This window comes from Pedococcus badiiscoriae (assembly GCF_013408925.1).
In the GTDB taxonomy this organism is placed as follows: domain Bacteria; phylum Actinomycetota; class Actinomycetes; order Actinomycetales; family Dermatophilaceae; genus Pedococcus; species Pedococcus badiiscoriae.
This window is the reverse complement of the sequence record NZ_JACCAB010000001.1, coordinates 732,978-748,863: the sequence shown is the minus strand read 5'-3', so window position 1 is coordinate 748,863 and position 15,886 is coordinate 732,978. Positions and strand designations below refer to the sequence as shown.

Sequence of the window (15,886 nt, the reverse complement as noted above, 5' to 3'; positions counted from 1 at the left end):
GCGCCGTACTCGCGAGCACGGCATACGCAATCAACCGTAGGCAAGCCCGCGCTGCGGGGAGCACACTGCTAGAGGCATCCGCACGCTGTCTCGCAGCCCGGCTCTCGATGGGAGACTCCCATGGCCCGGTCAGCCGACGTCCCTGTCGACCCCACGCCCTCGGTCGACGCGGCGACGCTCGCGCTGCGGTTGCGCGAGACGCAGGAGCAGCTGGCCGCGGTCAACGAGGTGCTGTCGGCAGTGGGACGGTCCTCGGGGGATCCCGACACGGTGCTCGCCACGATCGTCGACAGCGCCCGGCGCCTGTGTCGCTCCGACGCCGCGCAGCTCTACCTCCTCGACGACGACCGGATCTACCAGCTGATCAAGGCCGTCGGGGTGAGCGAGGAGTCCATCGCGTACATCGCGGCCCACCCGATGCCCCTGGATCGCGACACCCTGGCCGGGCGGGTCGGGGTGGACCGCAAGGCCCAGCAGATCGAGGACGTCGTGGCCGACCCGGAGTACGGGCGTCTCGACCTGCAACGGGTCGCAGGGTTCCGGACCACCATGGGCGCCCCTCTCGTGGTGGACGACGAGGTTGTCGGCGCGATGGTGCTGTGGCGCAACGAGGTCAGCCCGTTCGCCGAGCGGGAGATGTCGATCGTGACGGCGTTCGCCGCCCAGGCAGCGCTGGCCATCAACGGGGTCCGGCTGGTGCAGGAGCTCCAGGCAGGGCGGGCCGAGCTCGCCCGCAAGGTCGACCAGCTCGAGGCGCTCGCGGAGGTCGGCCAGGCGATCAGCTCGACGCTGGACCCGGACGAGGTCCTTGGCACCATCGTGCTGCACGCGGTCGAGCTCTCCGGGGCGGACGGCGGCTCGCTGATGGAGTACGACGAGGAGTCGAGCCTGTTCCGCGTCAGGACGGCGTACGGAACGAGCCCCGAGGTGATCAGGGCCTTGCAGGAGACCCGCATCCACCTCGACGAGACGGTCGTCGGCAGGGCGGCCCTGACCGGCAGCCCGATCCAGGTCCCGGACCTGCGCGACGTCGAGCTGGACCCCCACCTGAGGGTGCTCCACGACGCCGGCTGGCGCTCGCTCGTCGCCATTCCCATGGCCCGGCCCGACCGCATCGTCGGGGTGCTCGTCGTGCGCCGCACGACCACGGGCGCCTTCACCGACGAGACGTGCGACATGCTGTCGGCCTTTGCGAGCCAGTCGGCCGTCGCGCTGATCAACGCCCGCCTCTACCGCGAGCTCGAACGCCAGCGAGCGGAGCTGGCGGTCACGAGCCAGCACAAGTCCGAGTTCCTGGCGAGCATGTCGCACGAGCTGCGGACTCCGCTCAACGCGGTCATCGGGTTCTCGGAGGTGCTGCTGGAGCGCATGTTCGGGGACCTCAACGAGCGGCAGGAGGACTACCTGCAGGACATCCTCAGCGCAGGTCGGCACCTGCTCGACCTGCTCAACGACGTGCTCGACCTGTCCAAGGTGGAGGCAGGCCACATGGAGCTGGAGAAGTCGACCTTCCCGATCGCCGACTCGGTCAACCAGGTCCTGTCGTTGCTGCGTGAGCGGGCCGGACGGCAGGGCGTCACGCTCGTCACCGACCTGACGGCGGGGCCGTCGATGGTCACCGCGGACCCGCTGCGGTTCAAGCAGGTGCTGCTCAACCTGGTCGGCAACGGCGTGAAGTTCACTCCTGCCGGTGGCACGGTGACCGTGGCGGCCCGACGCGACGGGGACGAGCTGACGGTGACCGTGGCAGACACGGGCATCGGCATCGCGCAGGGGGACCAGGAGCGGATCTTCGACTCGTTCCAGCAGGGTGCGCGCTCCGCCTCGATGACCGAGGGCACCGGACTCGGACTCACCCTCACCCGTCGCATCGTCGAGCTCCATGGGGGCCGGGTGTGGCTCACCAGTGAGGTCGGAGTGGGCAGCACCTTCGGCTTCACGCTGCCGCAGCCGACGGCGTGGCAGCGGGAGGAACAGCCGGCCTGGACCCACCCGGACCTGGACGACACCCGTCCGGCGGTCGTGGTCATCGAGGACGACCCCAGCTCGTCCGAGCTCGTCGGCGTCCACCTCGCGGCGGCGGGGCTGCGGGCGGTGCCGGTCCGCAGCGGTGAGGAAGGGCTCGAGGCGATCAGGGCCCTGCGTCCGAAGGCCGTGGTCCTCGACATCCGGCTGCCGGGCATGGACGGCTGGGACGTCCTCAGCCAGCTGAAGGCCGACCCCGAGCTGACCGGTACGCCGGTCGTCGTGGTCTCCGTCCTGCCGGACCGAGGTCGCGGGTTCGCCCTCGGCGCCTCCGACTACCTCGTCAAGCCGGTCGCCCGGGAGGTGCTGCTGGGAGCGATCTGGCGCGCGGTCGCCGACCGGGCCGACCAGCCGGGGACGCAGCAGCGGCGCACGCTGGCGGTCATCGACGACGACCCGACGGCGCTGGAGGTCGTCCGCGCGACGCTCGAGCCGCAGGGCTGGCAGGTCGCGACCTTCGCCCGTGGTGACGAGGCGCTGAGGTCGATGGCGTCCCTGGCGCCGACCGTCGTCCTGGTCGACCTCCTCATGCCCGACACGGACGGGTTCGCCGTCATCGACGCGCTCCGCGCCGACCCCGGCACCGCTGGCGTCCCGGTCGTCGTCCTGACCGCCAAGTCGCTCACCCAGGAGGACCGGGCGCGGCTGCAGGGGCGGATCGAGTTCGTCGCCTCCAAGAGCCAGCTCGACCTCGGCGTGCTTGCTCAACGGCTCGCCCAGGTCGCCACAGCAGGTGCCTCCACCTCCCCGGCCGGGCCGGGGACAGCGACGGAGGTGACCGGATGAGCGAGGGAACCGTCCTGCTCGTCGAGGACAACCCGCGGAACCTGAAGCTGGCGCGGGACGTCCTGGAGTTCGCCGGGTTCGCGGTGACCGTCGCCACGACGGGGGAGGAGGCGGTCACGGAGGCGACCCGCAACGTGCCCGACCTCATCCTCATGGACCTCCAGCTCCCGGGCATCAGCGGGCACACGGCGCTGGCCAGGCTGCGGGACGATCCACGCACGGCGGGCATCCCCATCGTCGCCCTGACGGCCTTCGCGATGAGCGCGGATCGCGATCGAGCCCTGTCGACAGGCTTCGACGGGTACCTCGAGAAGCCGATCAGCGTGCGCGAGTTCCCCGAACAGGTGCGCGCCCACCTGCGCGCCGGGCGGTTGGGAGGCCCCGGTGGGTGACGCCGGCACGACGTCCGACAGGGCTGCCACGACTCTCCCGCAGACCGGCGCGGGGACGGTGCTGGTCGTCGACGACCTGCCCCAGAACCTGCGTCTCATGGAGGCGGTGCTCTCTCCGCGCGGCTACACGGTGGTCAGTGCCGCATCGGGCGAGGAGGCCCTGGCGCTCTTGGCCGCTGAGCTGCCGGACATCATCCTCCTCGACGTGATGATGCCCGGGATCGACGGCTACGAGACCTGTCGACGGATCCGCTCCGATCCCAGCACCTCGTTCCTGCCCGTGGTCATGGTCACCGCCAGCGGTGACGCGCAGCGGCTGCGCGCCCTCGAGGCCGGGGCCGACGACTTCGTCACCAAGCCCCTGCAGCAGGCCGAGCTGCTCGCGCGGGTGCGCTCCCTGGTCCGGGTCAAGCGCTACCACGACACCGTGACCGCCCAGGCCGAGGCGCTCGCGGCGTGGAACCGCGAGCTGGAGGTTCGCGTGAACGCCCAGGTGGAGACCTTGGAGCGCTTCGGACGACTCCGCCGGTTCCTGTCGCCACAGATCGCGGGGCTCGTCGTCGACAGCGGTGACGAGTCGTTCCTGCAGAGCCACCGATGTGAGATCACGGCGACCTTCTGCGACCTGCGCGGCTTCACGCCGTTCGCCGAGACGGCCGAGCCGGAGGAGACGATGGCCGTCCTGAAGGAGTACCACCAGGCACTGGGGGAGCTGGTCTTCGCCTACGAAGGGACCCTGGAGCACTTCGCCGGCGACGGGTTGCTGGTCTTCTTCAATGATCCCGTCCCCTGCCCGGATGCGCCGGAGCGCGCCGTGCGGATGGCCGTCGCCATGCGCGAGCGGGTGACCGAGCTGGCGCAGGCGTGGCGCAGCCGCGGGCACGACCTGGGGTTCGGGGTGGGCATCGCGCAGGGGTACGCGACGCTCGGTCGAGTGGGATTTCCGGGACGGTACGACTACGCGGCCATCGGTTCGGTCACCAATCTCGCCGCCCGGCTGTGTTCGGAGGCCGCGGCCGGCCAGATCCTGGCGACCCAGCGGGTGGTGACCGGTGCCGGTGCTGCGGCGACGAGCCGCAGCGTGGGGCCGCTGGCGCTGCGGGGTTTCAGTCGCCCCGTCGACGTCCACGAGATCCTCGGGCTGACGAGTGCGGAGGTGGCGCCATGACGACCAGGGCAGAGACGAGCACAGCAGGCCTGCAGGACCTGGCCGGCCGCACCCTCGACGACCTCGACGAGGGGGCCCGGAACGCCGCGTTCGACGCCCTCCAGGCGCGGCTGCCCGAAGTCTGGCGGGCGATCGGGACCAACGCCGCGGACGAGTCGGTCGTCGTCATCCCCTCGATGACGGTGGACCGCGTGGTGGCCAGCTCCGGTGGCATGAACCAGGCACTGGAGGAGCGCTTCCTGTTCCTCCTGCTGCTGCTCCGCCAGCCCCGGCTGCGCATGGTCTACGTGACCTCGATGCCGATCAACCCGATGGTCGTCGAGTACTACCTGTCGCTGCTGCCCGGCGTGATCCCGAGCCACGCCCGGGCCCGGCTGTCGCTCGTCCCGGTGGGCGACCCCGGCCCCGAGCCGCTGACCGAGAAGCTCCTGACCCGTCCGCGCGTCCTCGCGCAGATCCGGGGACTGGTCCCGAACCGGCTGCGGTCGCACCTGATCCCGTACAACACCACCGAGCTGGAACGCGACCTTGCGCTCGTGCTGGGGATCCCCATGTATGGCGCCGATCCTCGCCTCTTCCCGCTGGGCACCAAGACCGGCTGTCGGAGGTTGTTCGGTGAGGCGGGGGTGTCGTATCCCGCCGGGTACGAGGACCTCCACACGCGCGCCGACCTCGAGGCGGCCCTGCGGGCGCTGCGCCACGAGCGGCCGAGCGCGACGGGGGCGATGGTGAAGCTCAACGAAGGCGTCTCGGGAGCGGGCAACGCGCTCGTGCGGCTCGACGGCCTGCCCGCCGTGGGAACCGAGGGCGAGGACGCCGAGCTGTCCCGCAGGATCGACGAGATGGAGCTCGAGGACACCCGGATCTCGGTGCAGGCGTACCTCGCCAAGCTGCGCGAGCGCGGGGGGATCGTCGAGGAACGCATCGCCGGCGACGAGCTCCGCAGCCCGAGCGTGCAGCTGCGGGTCACCCCGCTGGGTGAGGTCGAGCTGCTGTCGACCCACGACCAGATCCTCGGTGGGCCCAGCGGGCAGTCCTACCTCGGATGCCGTTTCCCCGCGGACCCGGAGTACGCCGGCCTCATCACCCGCGACGCCCAGCGGGTTGGCGACCTGTTGGCGCGCAAGGGCGTCCTGGGCAGGTTCGCGCTGGACTTCGTGACCGTGCGCGAGGGCGACTCGTGGACGGCGCACGCGATCGAGGTGAACCTGCGCAAGGGCGGGACCACCCACCCGTTCCTCACCCTCCAGTTCCTCACCGATGGGCGGTATGACGCCGACGCCGCCCGGTTCCTGACGCCCAGCGGTGAGGAGCGACACCTGGTGGCCACGGACCACCTGCAGGACCCGAGCCTGCGCGGCCTGCGGGTCGAGGACCTGTTCGACCTCGTCGCGCGCGCCGGGCTGCACTTCGACCAGGCGCGCCAGACGGGGGTCGTCTTCCACATGATGAGCGCCCTGACCGCCTACGGGAGGGTGGGGATGACGGCGATCGGCGAGTCCCCGTCAGCCGCGGACCAGCTCTACGCCGCCGCGGAGGCCGCCCTCCTCGAGGAGGCCCGCGCCGCGCTGCACGCCGACCCCGTACCCACCTGACCGCCCCGGCATGTCCCCTGGGGGCGGTCAGGGGGCGCTCCGGAGTCACGGCGCGATGGCCGTGGCGTGCAGCAGGGCCTCGACGACCACCAGGTGCCAGCTGGGGCGTTCGGTCGCGGTGCGGCAGGAAGCACCACCGCAGCGGCACTCCCACACCCACGTGGCACCCACGCGTCGCACGGTCGGGTGGTGGTGGGCGAGGTCGGGACGACGTCGGGTGACGGTGCTCATGGCGTGCTCCCTGTGGCTGAAGATCCGGTTCCCTGCGGGACACCTCCAATGTCGCGGCGGCGGGACGTGCGGTCTGTGGGCCCTGGTACCTCCCGTGTGTGCCGCCGGTGACACAGGGCCGGTGACACAGGAGCCCGGCCCGTGCTGCACTGGTGCCATGGAGTGGCGGCTGCTGCGCGGTCTCTCGGAGCAGGAGCGCCGGCTCGTCATCGCGGGCACCCAGCGCCACCGCTACCGCACGGGCGAGGTGGTGTTCCACGAGGGTGACCTCGCCGAGTCGATCCACTTCGTCGCAGAGGGTCGACTCGTGGCGAGGCGCACCACGCCGGCGGGTGACAACGCCGCATTCGCCGTGATGGGGCCCGGAGAGGCCTTCGGGGAGATGGCGATGCTGTCGCCGCAGGCGCGACGCACCTCGACGGTCGCGGCCCTGGAGCCAGCGGTGACCCTCACGCTCCGGTATGCCGAGTTCGACCGGCTGCGGGTCGCTCACCCGGGCATCGAGCGGCTCCTCGTCGATGTATTGGCGGAGCGGGTCCTGCGCCTGTCCGACCACCTCGTCGAGGCGCTGTACCTCCCGGCCGAGCAGCGCGTGGTGCGTCGCCTCGACGGACTCTGCGAGCAGTACGGCCCGGCCGAGAACGGGCGGCCCGTCCGGATCCCCCTCACGCAGACGGAGATCGGGGAGCTCTGTGGCGCCTCGCGGGCGACCACCAACCGGGTGCTCCAGGGACTGGTGGCAGACGGACTGGCCACCCTGCACCGCGGACGGGTCGAGGTCCGCGACCGCCGAACGCTGCACGAACGAGCAGCTGCCGGCGGCTGACCCGGCGATGGCCCGGACGGCCAAGCCGAGTCCTGCCGAGTCTTACGAGGCGCGAACCCGGCCACGCGGCATACCCTCGGTGCATGACTGAGCCTGCTGGGGACAAGCCCGCTCTCGCCGAGTTCGGCGACGACTTCTCGTCGGTGCTGTGCGTCGTGGCGCACCCCGACGACATCGAGTACGGCACCGCCGCCGCGGTCGCGAAGTGGACCGCGGCCGGCAAGGCGGTCACCTACTTCCTGCTGACCCGCGGCGAGGCGGGGATCGACACGATGCACCCGGACGAGGCGGCGGGGGTGCGCGAGCAGGAGGAGCGCGACGGCGCCTCGATCGTGGGCGTGAGCGAGGTCGACTTCGGCACCCACCGGGACGGGAACGTCGAGTACGGCTTGGCGCTGCGCCGCGACATCGCGCGGGAGATCCGCCGCCGCAAGCCCGACGTCGTCGTCACCGGCCACTACGGCGACCGGTTCGCGCAGGGGATGCTCAACCAGGCAGACCACCGGGCGGTCGGGCTCGCCTGCGTCGACGCCGTGGCCGACGCGGGGAACCGGTGGATCTTCCCCGAGCTCGTCGAGGAGGGCTTCGAGCCGTGGAACGTCAAGCGGCTGTGCTTCGGCGGGTCGCCCACCGCCACGCACTTCGTCGACGTGTCCGAGCACGTAGGACAAGCGGTGGCGTCACTGGAGGCCCACCAGGCCTACAACGCCGCCCTGCCGGACGACTTCCCCAAGCCTGCCGAGCTGATCAACATGATCCTGGGCTGGGGTGGCCAGGCAGCCGGGGTCGAGAAGGCGATGGCGTTCGACGTGGTCCAGCGCGGCTAGCTCACCCGCGCTGGGTCAGCCGGACTCAGCGGGACTGGCCCCAGCGGGACTGGACCTCGCGGATCCACGCCTCGACGTCGACGGACGTGCGCGGCATGGCCGCCGAGAGGTTCTCGCAGCCGTCGGCGGTGACCAGCACGTCGTCCTCGATCCGGACGCCGATGCCGCGGAACCGCTCGGGCGCCTTGAGGTCGTCGGCCTTGAAGTACAGCCCCGGCTCGACCGTCAGGACCATGCCGGGCTGCAGCTCGGCATCCATGTACTCCTCGCGCGTGGCCAGCGCGCAGTCGTGCACGTCGAGACCGAGGTGGTGGCTCGTGCCGTGCACCATCCAGCGGCGGTGGTACTGGCCGTGGTCCTTGTCGAGGGTGTCCTCCACCGACACGCCCTCGGGCAGCAGGCCCCACGCGTGCAGGTGCTCGGCGATGACCCGGATCGCGGCCGCGTGGACGTCCGAGAACTTGTTGCCCGGCTTGACCGCCGCGAGCCCTGCCTCCTGGGCGGCATACACCGCGTCGTAGACCTCGCGCTGCGCGTCGGAGAAGGTGCCGCTGACGGGGAGCGTGCGGGTGATGTCGGCGGTGAACAGGGAGTCCACCTCGACCCCTGCGTCGAGCAGGATCAGGTCGCCCTCGTGCAGCTCGCCGGTGTTCTTGATCCAGTGCAGCGTCGTGGCGTGGTCGCCGGCGGCGCAGATCGAGTCGTAGCCGACCCCGTTGCCCTCGTGCCTCGCCGTCAGGCCGAACACGCCCTCGACCCAGCGCTCGCCACGGCCGTTGGCGAGCGCCTCGGGCAGGTCGGCGATGACGGCCTCGAACCCGTGGCGGGTCGCCTCGACCGCCTTGCGCATCTCCTCGACCTCCCACTCGTCCTTGGTGAGGCGAAGGTGCGAGAGGAAGTGGGCGAGCTCGTCGTCGGACTCGGTGAGCTCGTCCTGGTCGATCGTCTCGGACGACCGCGCGGCGTCGAGCTCACGGGTCAGGTCGCGGTCGGCGTCGCGCACCATCCGCACGGTGACCTCGCCCGAGTCCTTGACGACGGCATCGGCGAGCTCGTCGATGTGCCGTCCGGTCAGCCCGAGCTCGGTCTCGATGTCCTCGATGGTGGGTCGGGCGCCGACCCAGAACTCGCCGTACCGGGTGTCGGCGAAGAACTCGTCCGTGTCGCGACCGGCGAGCGGGCGGAAGTACAGGATCGCCTCGTGGGTGCCGTCGTCGCGCGGCTCCAGCACGAGCACCGCGTCGGGCTCGCGGTCACCGCCGAGCCCGGTGAGGTGGGCGAACGCGGTGTGCGGCCGGAACACGTAGTCGGTGTCGTTGCTGCGGACCTTGAGCCCACCGGCGGGGATGACCAGACGGTCGCCCTCGAAGGCCGCGCTCACGGCGTCTCGACGCGCCGCGGCATACCTGGCGGCGTCGCTCAGCTCGACGGCGCCCGGCCTGCGCGGCGCCCAGTCCTCGGCGACGAACGCGCGGAACTCGTCGGTGGTCGGTCGGGCGCGGTTCTCGGGCGTCTTCTGCTCTTCGCTCACCGCGCCATCGTATGCCGGGTGCCCGCCTGTCCGCGGGCGCGGCACCACGACCGGTGCCGCGCGCCCGCGCAGGTCGCTCAGTCGTCGCTGAGGAGCGCGAGGACCGCCTTCTCGATCGCCGCCTGGCGGCGCTCGGGGGAGCGGTAGCGCGACGGGTCGACGGCGATGGTCGCGCCGTTCTCGTAGCGGTCGAGGACCCGCGGGTCGATGTAGGAGTTCTTGGCGATGGTCGGGGTGTTCCCGAGATAGCCGGCGACCTCGTCGACGGCGGCCTTGACGGCTCGCTTGCGCGAGGCCTTGGTGTCGCCGGGCTCGTCGCTGGCCGCGAGTGCGACGGCCGCCAGCACGGTCGCGTGCCAGGTGCGGAAGTCCTTGGCGGTCAGGTCGCCGCCGAGCAGGTCGGCGAGGTAGGCGTTGACCGCGGTGGAGTCGAGGTCGGCCCAGCGGCGGGCGTCCTGGTAGGCCAGCAGCCGCTTGCTCGCCGACTTGCGGCGGCGCATCCGGTCCAGTGCGGCGATCGCCGCGGCGTCGTCGATCTCGATGGTGTGCTCGATGCCCGACTTGCCCACGAAGGTGAAGACGATGACGTCGCCGCGGCGACGGACGTGCTGCCGCTCGAGGGTGGTGAGACCGAACGAGCCGTTGTCCTGGGTGTAGGCGTCGTTGCCGATGCGGAAGTACCCCAGGTCGAGGAGGCGGACGGCCGTCGCGGCGGCCCGTCCGCGGGGCATGCCCTCCAGGGCGAGGTCGGTAAGGATCCGGCGCCGGGCCGCGGGCAGCTTGGCCGCCGCGGTGAGCACCCGGTCGAACTTCGTCTGGTCCTGCTTGAGCCGCCAGACCGGGTGGTAGAGGTACTGGCGTCGACCGGCGACGTCGGTGCCCACGGCCTGGATGTGGCCTTGGGGCAGCGGGCAGATCCAGACGTTCTCCCACGCGGGCGGGATGGCCAGCGAGCGGATCCGCGCGACCTCGGCCGGCCCCAGCCGCTCGCCGTTCTCGTCGAGGTAGACGAAGCCCTTGCCGGCACGGCGACGGGTCCAGCCCTTCGACTGGGGCGAGACCCTGCGCAACCTCGACACGTCTACAGCCTGTCGAGCGCAGACTTGAGGGATCGGGCGGTGTCGTTGCCGAGCTTGCTGAGCAACGGCATCGCCACCGGCCACAGCCAGCGTCCGAGCCCGGTGAAGGAGAACTCCGCCCGGTAGTCGACCGAGGAACCCGTGCCGTCGGGGGAGACGGTGATCGTGTCGCGGCTGGTCGTCGTCTCGTTGCGGCCCACGATGACGAAGCCGTGGTCCGAGACGCTCTCGAGGGTGTAGTCGAGGTCGACGGTCCGACCGGCGAACCTCGACACGTTGTGCCAGATGGTGCCCGGCGACCCGTCGCCCGAGAGCAGCTCACAGGTCACGGTGCCGTGGTCCCACTCGACGGCGTTCTCGAAGTCGAGCAGGTAGGGCAGGACCTGGGCGGGGGTCGCGGTGGTCTTGACGGTGCGCTGGACGGTGGGCATCAGGAGCTCCTGGGGTTGCGACGGGCACGGCGGGTGGTGAGGGCGGTGGTGCCCAGGACGAGGGCTGTGGCGCCGACCGAGGCCGCCGTGCGACGCATGGTGTGGCGCCACAGCAGCGGGTCGACCGTGCGCAGCGCCGCCCGGACGGCGTCGTCGAAGTCGCTGAGCCCGCCCGGCGGTGGGCCGATCGCGGTCAGCACGTCGTCCTCGTGACAGACGGCCTCGTGGATGAGGCTGCCGACCAGGGGGCGCGCGATGCCGGCGGAGATCGGCGTGACGAGTCCGACCCACAGCCCGGCCAGGCGGGGGGTCAGGACCGGGACCGACACGATGAGGCGGCGCCCGAGCCCCGCGATCTGGGCATAGCGCTGCATCATCTCGGCGTACGTCAGCACCTCCGAGCCGCCGAGGTCGAACGTCCGGTTGGTCTCCTGCGGCAGGTCAGCCGCCCCCACGAGGTAGTGGACGACGTCGTCCACCGCGATCGGCTGGATGCGGTTGTCGACCCACCGGGGAGCCACCATCGCCGGCAGCCGTTCGGTGAGGTGACGGAGCATGTCGAAGGACGCCGAGCCGTCGCCGAGCACGACCCCGGCCTGCAGCACGGCCGCAGGCACAGGGGCGGCGAGGAAGATCTCTCCGACCTCGACGCGTGACGCGAGGTGCTCGGACAGCTCGCCTTCCGGGTGCAGCCCGCTGAGGTACACGATCCGCCTCGTGCCGGCGTCCGCGGCTGCCGCCGCGAAGCCCTGGGCCATGGTCCGGTCGCGGTGGACGAAGCTGCCCTGACCGTCCATCGAGTGCAGCAGGTAGTAGGCCACGTCGGCACCGTCGAGGGCCCGGCCGAGGTCGTCGCGCGAGGTGGCGTCGCCCTCGACCACCTCCACGTCGTCGCGCCAGCCGACCCGCTCCAGGCCCTCGCGGCTGCGCGTGAGGACGCGGACCGACCAGCCCGCGTCGAGCAGGGCCGGGACGAGGGCTCCACCGATGTAGCCGGTGGCGCCGGTGACGAGGGCGGTGCGGGGGGCCGAGGTGGTCATGGCATCACCTTCCGGTGGACAGGACGGGGGGCAGGAGGAAGAGCATGCCGAGGGACCACGTCAGGTGGGTGATCACCGGGCCGAGGATGCCACCGGTGACGCGCCGCTGCAGCGCCGTGACCAGCCCGAGGAGCGCGGCGGCGAGGACGAGCAACGGTATGCCGGCCCCGGCCGTGGTCAGCGCGTAGACGACCGTGGTGACCGCCACCGCGTGGCGCCGCCCCACCGCCGAGTAGAGGGCGCCACGGAAGTAGAGCTCCTCCGCGACGCCGTTGACCGCGGTCAGCACCGCGACGACGGCCAGGGACCCCAGGCGCGCGTGGTCGAGCAGGTGCTGCACCGGGTCGCGCAGGACCGGGACGTGCGCGACGACCGCCGCTCCGGCGAGGAACAGCAGGAGCAGCAGCGCCCCGAGCGTCAGGGACTGGACGACGGGGCGGGCGTCCTCGCCGCCGGCCCGGGTGTGTGCCCGGCCGAGGTGGAGTGGTCCCGAGGCCAGTGCCCCGGCGCCCCAGACACCGGCAAGGCCGAGCGTGGCGGCGTAGAAGAGCGGGTCGCCCGGACGGATCCGCAGTGCGAACCCGAGGACGAGCGCCCCGACGAGGAGGGTGACCAGCGCGACCAGGCGGCGGCGGTGGAAGGCTGCGTCGCTCTCGGTGTGGTCGCGCGCGACCGGCTGGACCAGGGCAGCCCGGATGAACTCGCGGACCTCCCGGACGGGGCGCACGGTGGTCATCCGCGTGCCGCGTCGTGGCGTCGAAGGGCCTCGCGGCGCTCCTCGGCGTGGTCGACGATCCGCTCGGGGTAGCCGTGGGCGTGCCCGTCGGCGTGCTTCCACGGCTCGTGGGCGGCCTTGCCCGGCAGGTGTGCCAGCTCCGGGACATAGCGCCGGACGTAGTCACCGTGCGGGTCGAACCGCAGGCCCTGCGTCACCGGGTTGAAGACCCGGAAGTAGGGCGAGGCGTCGGTGCCGGTGCCGGCCACCCACTGCCAGCCGTGGTTGTTGGAGGCGATGTCGCCGTCGACCAGGTGGTCCAGGAAGTGCCGCGCACCGACGGGCCACCAGACGTGCAGGTCCTTGGTGAGGAAGCTGGCCGTGACCATCCGCATCCGGTTGTGCATCCAGCCCTCGCGGAGCAGCTGGCGCATCGCCGCATCCACGACGGGGTAGCCGGTGCGTCCCTGCCGCCACGCCTCGACCGCGTCACCGACGTCGTCGTAGTCCATCCCCGACAGGGACCCGCGCAGGTCGTGCCAAGCAGAGGTCGGGTGGTGCCACAGCACGTCGGCGTAGAACTCGCGCCAGGCCAGCTCGGTGGCGAACCGCTCGGCGCCGTCGCCGGGATGACGGCGCCCGTCTGCCAGGTCCGCCAGCAGCGTCCGGGGGTGGACGGCCCCGATCTTGAGGTAGGGCGAGAGCCGGGACACGCCGTCCAGGTCGGCCCGGTCGCGGTCGGTGCCGTAGCGCGCCAGCGCGCCGTCGCGGAAGTCAGCCCACCGCCGCAGGGCTGCGGCCTCACCGGCCTCGGACAGGTCAGGCAGGTCCGCGGCGTCGCGGGCCTGCTGCAACCGCTGCACGGCCGACCGGTCGGAGCGCACCTGCGCCAGGCGCAGCCCCTCCGGCTCGGGCGCGGGCGCAGGCCAGCCGTGGTCCCGCCAGGCGCGCGCGAACGGCGTGAAGACCTTGTAGGGCGCGCCCTCGCCGTTGAGCACCGAACCCGGCCCCACGGCATACGGGGAGCCGGTCTCCACCCACTCGACCCCTGCCTCGGCCAGCGCCGCCGCGACGGCACCGTCGCGACGCCGCCCCGCGGGAGTGGTCTCGCGGGAGACGTGCACCGATCCGGCGCCCAGCTCCTCGGCCAGCCGGGGGAGCACCGTCACGGGGTCACCCTCCCGCACACACAGCCTCCCCTCGTATGCCGCGTCGGCGGCCTCGAGGCTCGCGGCCAGCCACGCGCGGCGCGCGTCCCCGGCGCCCTGCCACAGTGCCGGGTCGACGACGAACACGACGGCGGCCTCACCCGGGCCGTCGTCGGAGCAGGCCGCGTGGTGGGCCGCGCCCAGCGCCGGAAGGTCGCCCCGGCGCAGGTCCCGGCGCAGCCACAGGATGCTCGTCGGGGGCACGCGGACACTCCTTCGCAGGGTCGAGACAGGCTCAGAAGGGCTCAGAGGGGCTGAGGACGGCTCACGGTAACCCGCTGACCTGCAATGTTCAATGTATGTCGAAGGTCAGAGGGTGCCGTCCGGGCCGCTGCGACGGGCCTCGTCGGCAGAGGTGTCGTCGGGCATCGTCTGGCTGACCCGCTCGGCCTCCACCCGGCCGAGGTAGATCTCGACCTCCGCCTTGGTGCGCGCCTCGTCCCACCCGAGGACAGGGGCGACGAGAGCGGCCGCGCCGGGGGCGGCCGAGACGCCGCGGTCCCAGGCCTCGATCGAGATGCGGGTGCGCCGGGTCAGGATGTCCGTGAGGTGCAGGGCGCCCTCGTGCGAGGCCGCATAGACGACCTCGGCCTTGAGGTGGTCCTCGGCCCCCTCGAGGGGCTCCTTGAGCTCGGGTCGCTCGGCGACGAGGTCGAGGATCTCCTGGGTGAGCGAGCCGTAGCGGCGCAGCAGGTGCTCCACCCTCGCGACGTGCAGCCCCGAGGTGCGGGCCAGGGTCTGGCGCTGGTTCCAGGCCGCCTGGTAGCCGACCCCGCCGAGCAGGGGGATCGTGTCGGTCGTGGACTCGGCGATCCGGCCGGGGATGGCCTGGGCTGCCTCGTCGACCGCGTCCTTGGCCATGACGCGGTAGGTGGTGTACTTGCCGCCCGCCACCACGACCAGGCCGGGGGCACTGTGGGTCACGACGTGCTCGCGCGAGAGCTTGCTGGTCGACTCGGACTCGCCGGCGAGCAGTGGTCGCAGCCCGGCGTAGACGCCCTCGACGTCCTCGTGGGTCAGCGGGGTCGCGAGCACCCGGTTGACGTGGTCGAGGATGTAGTCGATGTCGGCGCGGGTGGCCGCGGGGTGCGCCTTGTCGAGAGCCCAGTCGGTGTCGGTGGTGCCGAGGATCCAGTGCCGTCCCCACGGGATGACGAACAGCACCGACTTCTCGGTGCGCAGGATGAGCCCGGTCGAGGAGTGGATCCGGTCGCGGGGCACGACGAGGTGGATGCCCTTGGAGGCGCGCACGTGGAACTGACCCCGCTCGCCGACCATCGCCTGGGTGTCGTCGGTCCACACCCCGGTGGCGTTGACGATCTGCTTGGCGTTCACCTCGAACTCGCGGTCGGTCAGCTTGTCGATGGCCCGCACCCCGGTGACGCGCTCGCCCTGGCGCAGGAAGCCAATGGCAGCAACGCGGTTCGCGACATGGGCTCCGTAGCTGGCGGCCGTGCGCGCGAGCTCCATCGTGTGCCGGGCGTCGTCGACCTGGGCGTCGTAGTACTGCACCGCGCCTGTGAGGGCACTCCTCTTGAGGCTGGGCATCAGGCGCAGCGCCTGTCGTCGCGTGAGGTGCCGGTGGTGGGGCAGGGCCGACCCGCTCCCCGAGCTCATCGCCATGGCGTCGTAGAGCGCGATCCCGGATCCGACGTAGGCCCGCTCCCAGCCGTGGTGCGTCAGCGGGTAGAGGAACGGGACGGGGCGCACGAGGTGGGGGGCGAGCAGCGTGAGCAGCAGACCCCGCTCGTGCAGGGCCTCCCGGACGAGGGCGAAGTCGAGCATCTCGAGGTAGCGCAGGCCGCCGTGGATCAGCTTGCTCGACCGCGAGGAGGTGCCGCTGGCGAAGTCGCGCTGCTCGATCAGGCCGGTGGACAGGCCCCGGGTGACGGCGTCGAGGGCCGTGCCGCTGCCGACCACCCCACCGCCGATGACGAGCAGGTCGAGCTCCTCGCCGCTGCCCAGGACCTCGATGGCGTGCTCACGGCCCTGCGGTGAGAGCGCGGTGTTCGTGCCTGCCAGACCCATCGTG

General features: G+C 72.0%; 14 protein-coding genes. 6 read left to right on the top strand and 8 right to left on the bottom strand.

The window, feature by feature from the left end; genetic code table 11:
* Positions 1 to 120 precede the first annotated feature (120 nt).
* The 4 genes from BJ986_RS03500 to BJ986_RS03485 are packed head-to-tail and all read left to right on the top strand — an operon-like array spanning position 121 to position 5,966.
* Positions 121 to 2,811, top strand: a complete 2,691-nt coding sequence (locus tag BJ986_RS03500; protein WP_179420744.1) for a response regulator — start codon at positions 121 to 123, stop codon at positions 2,809 to 2,811.
* Positions 2,808 to 3,203 carry a response regulator gene (locus tag BJ986_RS03495; RefSeq protein WP_179420743.1) on the top strand — a complete coding sequence of 132 codons (396 nt, stop codon included), beginning with the start codon at positions 2,808 to 2,810 and terminating at the stop codon, positions 3,201 to 3,203. Before BJ986_RS03500 ends, BJ986_RS03495 begins: the two co-directional genes overlap by 4 nt.
* On the top strand, positions 3,196 to 4,371 hold the full coding sequence (locus BJ986_RS03490) for an adenylate/guanylate cyclase domain-containing protein (protein WP_337794765.1): 1,176 nt from the start codon (positions 3,196 to 3,198) through the stop codon (positions 4,369 to 4,371). Before BJ986_RS03495 ends, BJ986_RS03490 begins: the two co-directional genes overlap by 8 nt.
* A complete protein-coding gene (locus BJ986_RS03485; RefSeq protein ID WP_179420742.1) occupies positions 4,368 to 5,966 on the top strand; it encodes a peptide ligase PGM1-related protein in 1,599 nt (532 codons plus the stop codon). Before BJ986_RS03490 ends, BJ986_RS03485 begins: the two co-directional genes overlap by 4 nt.
* Before the next feature lie 45 nt (positions 5,967 to 6,011).
* Here BJ986_RS03485 and BJ986_RS03480 read toward each other — a convergent pair whose 3' ends face one another.
* The gene (locus BJ986_RS03480; RefSeq protein WP_179420741.1) at positions 6,012 to 6,197 is read right to left on the bottom strand and encodes a hypothetical protein; all 186 of its coding nucleotides are present in this window, start codon (positions 6,195 to 6,197) and stop codon (positions 6,012 to 6,014) included.
* Between the two features lie 157 nt (positions 6,198 to 6,354).
* On the opposite strand from BJ986_RS03480, the gene BJ986_RS03475 reads away from it, so the two are divergent.
* Both BJ986_RS03475 and BJ986_RS03470 read left to right on the top strand, forming a co-directional pair.
* Positions 6,355 to 7,023, top strand: a complete 669-nt coding sequence (locus BJ986_RS03475) for a Crp/Fnr family transcriptional regulator (RefSeq protein ID WP_179420740.1) — start codon at positions 6,355 to 6,357, stop codon at positions 7,021 to 7,023.
* Positions 7,024 to 7,106: 83 nt separating this feature from the next.
* Positions 7,107 to 7,850: a PIG-L deacetylase family protein gene (locus tag BJ986_RS03470; RefSeq protein WP_179420739.1), complete on the top strand. Its 744-nt coding sequence runs from the start codon at positions 7,107 to 7,109 to the stop codon at positions 7,848 to 7,850.
* A gap of 25 nt (positions 7,851 to 7,875) precedes the next feature.
* Here the strand turns inward: BJ986_RS03470 and BJ986_RS03465 are convergent, their stop codons facing one another.
* The 7 genes from BJ986_RS03465 to BJ986_RS03435 form a co-directional block, all read right to left on the bottom strand.
* On the bottom strand, positions 7,876 to 9,381 hold the full coding sequence (locus BJ986_RS03465) for an aminopeptidase P N-terminal domain-containing protein (RefSeq protein WP_179420738.1): 1,506 nt from the start codon (positions 9,379 to 9,381) through the stop codon (positions 7,876 to 7,878).
* A 77-nt stretch (positions 9,382 to 9,458) separates the two neighbouring features.
* Complete coding sequence (locus tag BJ986_RS03460; RefSeq protein ID WP_179420737.1) at positions 9,459 to 10,460, bottom strand: DNA topoisomerase IB; 1,002 nt, start codon at positions 10,458 to 10,460, stop codon at positions 9,459 to 9,461.
* Between the two features lie 2 nt (positions 10,461 to 10,462).
* Positions 10,463 to 10,891: an SRPBCC family protein gene (locus BJ986_RS03455; RefSeq protein WP_179420736.1), complete on the bottom strand. Its 429-nt coding sequence runs from the start codon at positions 10,889 to 10,891 to the stop codon at positions 10,463 to 10,465.
* Complete coding sequence (locus BJ986_RS03450; RefSeq protein WP_179420735.1) at positions 10,891 to 11,931, bottom strand: NAD(P)H-binding protein; 1,041 nt, start codon at positions 11,929 to 11,931, stop codon at positions 10,891 to 10,893. Before BJ986_RS03450 ends, BJ986_RS03455 begins: the two co-directional genes overlap by 1 nt.
* 4 nt (positions 11,932 to 11,935) lie before the next feature.
* Complete coding sequence (locus tag BJ986_RS03445) at positions 11,936 to 12,667, bottom strand: CPBP family intramembrane glutamic endopeptidase (RefSeq protein ID WP_179420734.1); 732 nt, start codon at positions 12,665 to 12,667, stop codon at positions 11,936 to 11,938.
* Positions 12,664 to 14,058, bottom strand: a complete 1,395-nt coding sequence (locus BJ986_RS03440) for an FAD-binding domain-containing protein (protein ID WP_179420733.1) — start codon at positions 14,056 to 14,058, stop codon at positions 12,664 to 12,666. Before BJ986_RS03440 ends, BJ986_RS03445 begins: the two co-directional genes overlap by 4 nt.
* A gap of 105 nt (positions 14,059 to 14,163) precedes the next feature.
* Positions 14,164 to 15,882, bottom strand: coding sequence for a glycerol-3-phosphate dehydrogenase/oxidase (locus BJ986_RS03435; RefSeq protein WP_179420732.1), 1,719 nt, complete (start codon positions 15,880 to 15,882; stop codon positions 14,164 to 14,166).
* Positions 15,883 to 15,886 lie beyond the last annotated feature (4 nt).